Below are 3,110 nucleotides of genomic sequence, written 5' to 3'. Positions count from 1 at the left end.
CGACTCCCACTGGGCATCCGTCAAATCACCACGCGCCATGACCCAGTTCTACAGCCCCGCCAGCCACAGGCCGAAAACCGCAGCCAGAAAGCATCAACAGATAGTCAGATTCACCAACACTGCCTAGGACGTGCGTGCGTGCCTAGAGTTGGATGCCCGAAAAGTCTTTCACAGCAGGCGAATCCAGGCGCGCGAGGGTGGGAGCAGCCCGACCCGGCCCGCATGACCCGCCGTCGTGGGAAGATCCTCCTCATGGTGTCAGGCGACGAAGCCGCAGCCGGGGAGGTGCTGCACCAGCGAGGATGGCGGAAGGCCTTCACCGTCGCGGAGATGGTCCACAGCTGGGACCTGCTCGTGACGAACGTCGAGCGCGGCTATGACGGCCTTGTCGACGAGTACACGAATGATCTTTACAGTCGCAACTGGCTCCACGAAGCATGGGTGCTCCTGCCCGCCCACGTGCTGGAGACCTGGAGCCCGCATCTGATGTCCCTCGACAACCGCTTTCGCAGGGCGACTGACTTCGACGACGGACTCTCGCTCTCCCGCTACCACCGGATCAGCAGCTTCGACCCGGACGCGATGTGGTGGTGGCGTCGACGCCCGCGCGTCCTCATCGGTGACCTCAGTCTGGCGCTGCTCCTCGCCGGCGAGCAGACGACTCAAGACACGGACTCACACACCTCGTGAAAGACGCAGGCTAGCGGGCTCCGAGGCCGACATCTCGCGGCTGGCCGTTCAACCGCCCGAACTGACATCCCACTTCGCCATCTCGTGCTCGCAGACGTCACAGCGCATGGGTGGAATCCTGCCACGCTTGCGGCCGTTCTCCCCGATCCGCGGACCGAGACAGTCGGCGAGTATCGGCGCGGCAGACCGGCCGGACCGCTTCGCGCAGCGCTGATCGACTGGCTCGGGGAAATGGCCGATGACGCGAGCGATGCCGCGGTGGCTGCTGCACGATCCCACGGGTTCGAGATGTCTGCGGCGCAAGCCGAGTTCCGGGCTACACGGCCCGCCCTCTTCACAGCAGTGTCGCAATACGTCGACGACGGCAACGACCGTGTCCGGCACGCCGCCGTCGTGGCTGGACTTCTTCTGCTCGACTCGGTCGAGGAGCGCGAACGTCATCGCGTCGAGTTCGCTCCTCGTGTCGCGGAGCTCTTGGAAACCAGGGGTAGTGGCTATCACCGGGCGTGTGCACTCGACAGTCTGGATATCTGGGGAGAGGACACGGGGGATCTTTGGCGTGCCGAGTGGGGAGCTGCAGGAATCGAGCCCGCGGCGAGAGCGCCATGGGGTTGTGTGGAATCCATGGCTCGAATAGTGACATCGCACCGCCCCTGTGCTGCTGAGCCCAGCCGGGCTTTCAGCCGAAGTACGGTTCGCCGCCGCGGGTCAGGTAGTGGTCGAGTCTGAGCTGCTGCGTGGGGTGGATCGGGAGGTCGCCGAGTTCGTCGGGGGCGACGAAGCGTAGGGCGGTGGACTCTTCGGACTCGGTCAGCAGGCCGCCGACGATGCGGGCGGTGAAGCAGATGTTGAACTGCTGGCGGACCTCGCCGTCGCTGTAGGCGATGACGTGGCGGGGGTCGGTGTAGGTGCCGACCAGGCCGGTGATCTCGATCTTCAGCCCGGTTTCCTCGAGGACTTCCCGGATCGCGCAGTCCGGGAGGGACTCGCCGAGTTCCATCGTTCCGCCGGGTAGGGCCCAGTTCCCGGAGTCGGAGCGGCGTAGCAGCAGGATGCGTTCGTTCGCGTCGGTGACCACTGTTGACGCGGCCACGAGCATTGAGTTCGGGTGTGGGGCGTCGGGGTCGTCATAGTAGTCCGTACGCGCCATGGGGCTACGGTACCGGCGGCGCTTGAGCCCGGACGGCTTCGGGCCCAAGCTCAGCGCGGCGCATCCAGCCGGTCCAATGCGGTGGTCAGGAGGCGGCGGGTGTAGTTCGGGTGGTTGTCGAACGGCGGCGCCCAGCCGAGTGCCCGGGCGAATTGCCGGCCTTCCATGGCCAGCTTGATCGGAGCGAGCACGGTGGCCGCGCGGACCAGGTCTGTGCTGGCGCCCAGTGGTCGGATCGCATCGGTGTACGCGTCGATGATGTCGTTCTCGTTGTCGTCTGCGTCGATCAGAAGCCAGTGCAGCGACATCAGTGGACATCCGATCCGGGCTTCCTCCCAGTCCAGGATCACCATGGGGCCGCCGTCCGGGATGATCACGTTGTCCGCGTTCATGTCGGTGTGATCGATCGAGGTCGCTACCGCGGTCGCCAGTTCCGCGGCCAGCGAGGCTAGCTCGCCGTACGCGGCGTCGAGGCGGCCGGCGAGCTCCGGGTCCTGATCGCCGGCCCGGCGCACGTCCTCGACCAGGCGGTCGACGACTTCCGGCAGGTGGTAGCGGGGCAGCTCAGGCGGGGCCGTGTTGATTGCTCCGGCGCAGGCGATCTGGATGGCGGCGAGGGCGCGGGCCGCGGCCGGGGCGTACGCCGCGCCGCGGGAGGCGAGTGTCGGACCGGCTACGAACCCATACGCGGAACGCTGCCAGCCGGGTCCGTCTTCGACCGCGAGCAGCGGTGCGACCGCGTGCGGTGCCGCGCTCTCGACGAACTGATGAATCGCGACGCCGGCCGGGAACAGGGGCGGCTCCGCGTGCTTCGCGATGACCGGTTCCCCGCTCGCGAGAGTGAACGCGCCGGTCGCGCCCCATCTCTTCACCCGCAGTGGGCGCACGTGCGTGCCCACCTCCGGACGGCCGGGCAGCCGCGCGGACAGCCACTCCCGCATCGATTCGACTGGGATCCGCTCCTGCGGCCAGGCCAGCTCGTCGGTCAACGCACTCCTCCGAGATCGGGAGTCGACAGCATCGCACATCGGCCGGTGCCGGTACGCGGCGTTTTCGGCGACGGCGAGCGCCCGGCCGTGGCCCAGTGGATGCCGCCGCGTTCGGGGGTGTGACAGGGCCTGGCACGGCACTTCCGTCGGGCGGATCGGCTTGGCAGACTTGGGATCATGACGGAGCAGCAGCCGGAACTCGGCAGATTCCTGCGGGCCCGACGGGCCGCGGTCAATCCGGTAGACGTGGGACTGCCTGCGGGGGCGGGGGTGCGGCGGAC

At 67.7% G+C, this 3,110-nt stretch carries 4 protein-coding genes and 1 pseudogene; 2 read left to right on the top strand and 3 right to left on the bottom strand.

Annotation, left to right across the window (positions count from 1 at the left end; genetic code table 11):
* The first annotated feature begins 222 nt into the window (after window positions 1–222).
* A complete protein-coding gene (locus tag KDL01_RS40040) occupies window positions 223–690 on the top strand; it encodes a hypothetical protein (protein WP_212533950.1) in 468 nt (155 codons plus the stop codon).
* A 48-nt stretch (window positions 691–738) separates the two neighbouring features.
* Here the strand turns inward: KDL01_RS40040 and KDL01_RS40035 are convergent, their stop codons facing one another.
* The 3 genes from KDL01_RS40035 to KDL01_RS40025 all read right to left on the bottom strand — a co-directional run bounded on the left by KDL01_RS40035 (window position 739) and on the right by KDL01_RS40025 (window position 2,829).
* Window positions 739–1,131, bottom strand: coding sequence for a hypothetical protein (locus KDL01_RS40035; protein WP_212533949.1), 393 nt, complete (start codon window positions 1,129–1,131; stop codon window positions 739–741).
* Between the two features lie 238 nt (window positions 1,132–1,369).
* Window positions 1,370–1,840, bottom strand: coding sequence for an NUDIX domain-containing protein (locus KDL01_RS40030; RefSeq protein ID WP_212533948.1), 471 nt, complete (start codon window positions 1,838–1,840; stop codon window positions 1,370–1,372).
* 50 nt (window positions 1,841–1,890) lie between these two features.
* The gene (locus KDL01_RS40025; RefSeq protein WP_212533947.1) at window positions 1,891–2,829 is read right to left on the bottom strand and encodes a phosphotransferase family protein; all 939 of its coding nucleotides are present in this window, start codon (window positions 2,827–2,829) and stop codon (window positions 1,891–1,893) included.
* A gap of 177 nt (window positions 2,830–3,006) precedes the next feature.
* Between KDL01_RS40025 and KDL01_RS46335 the strand changes: the two are divergent.
* Window positions 3,007–3,110 (top strand): annotated as a pseudogene (locus KDL01_RS46335) (transcriptional regulator); the annotation flags it as partial.

The sequence above is a fragment of the Actinospica durhamensis genome, assembly GCF_018139695.1.
In the GTDB taxonomy this organism is placed as follows: domain Bacteria; phylum Actinomycetota; class Actinomycetes; order Streptomycetales; family Catenulisporaceae; genus Actinospica; species Actinospica durhamensis.
This window is presented reverse-complemented; position numbering and strand designations above follow the sequence as displayed.

What these genes read in the sequence shown, in the direction of transcription:
- KDL01_RS40035 (WP_212533949.1), bottom strand. Translation starts at nt 1,131, where the DNA reads ATGACGTTCGCGCTCCTCGACCGAGTCGAGCAGAAGAAGTCCAGCCAC.
- KDL01_RS40030 (WP_212533948.1), bottom strand. Translation starts at nt 1,840, where the DNA reads ATGGCGCGTACGGACTACTATGACGACCCCGACGCCCCACACCCGAAC.
- KDL01_RS40040 (WP_212533950.1), top strand. Translation starts at nt 223, where the DNA reads ATGACCCGCCGTCGTGGGAAGATCCTCCTCATGGTGTCAGGCGACGAA.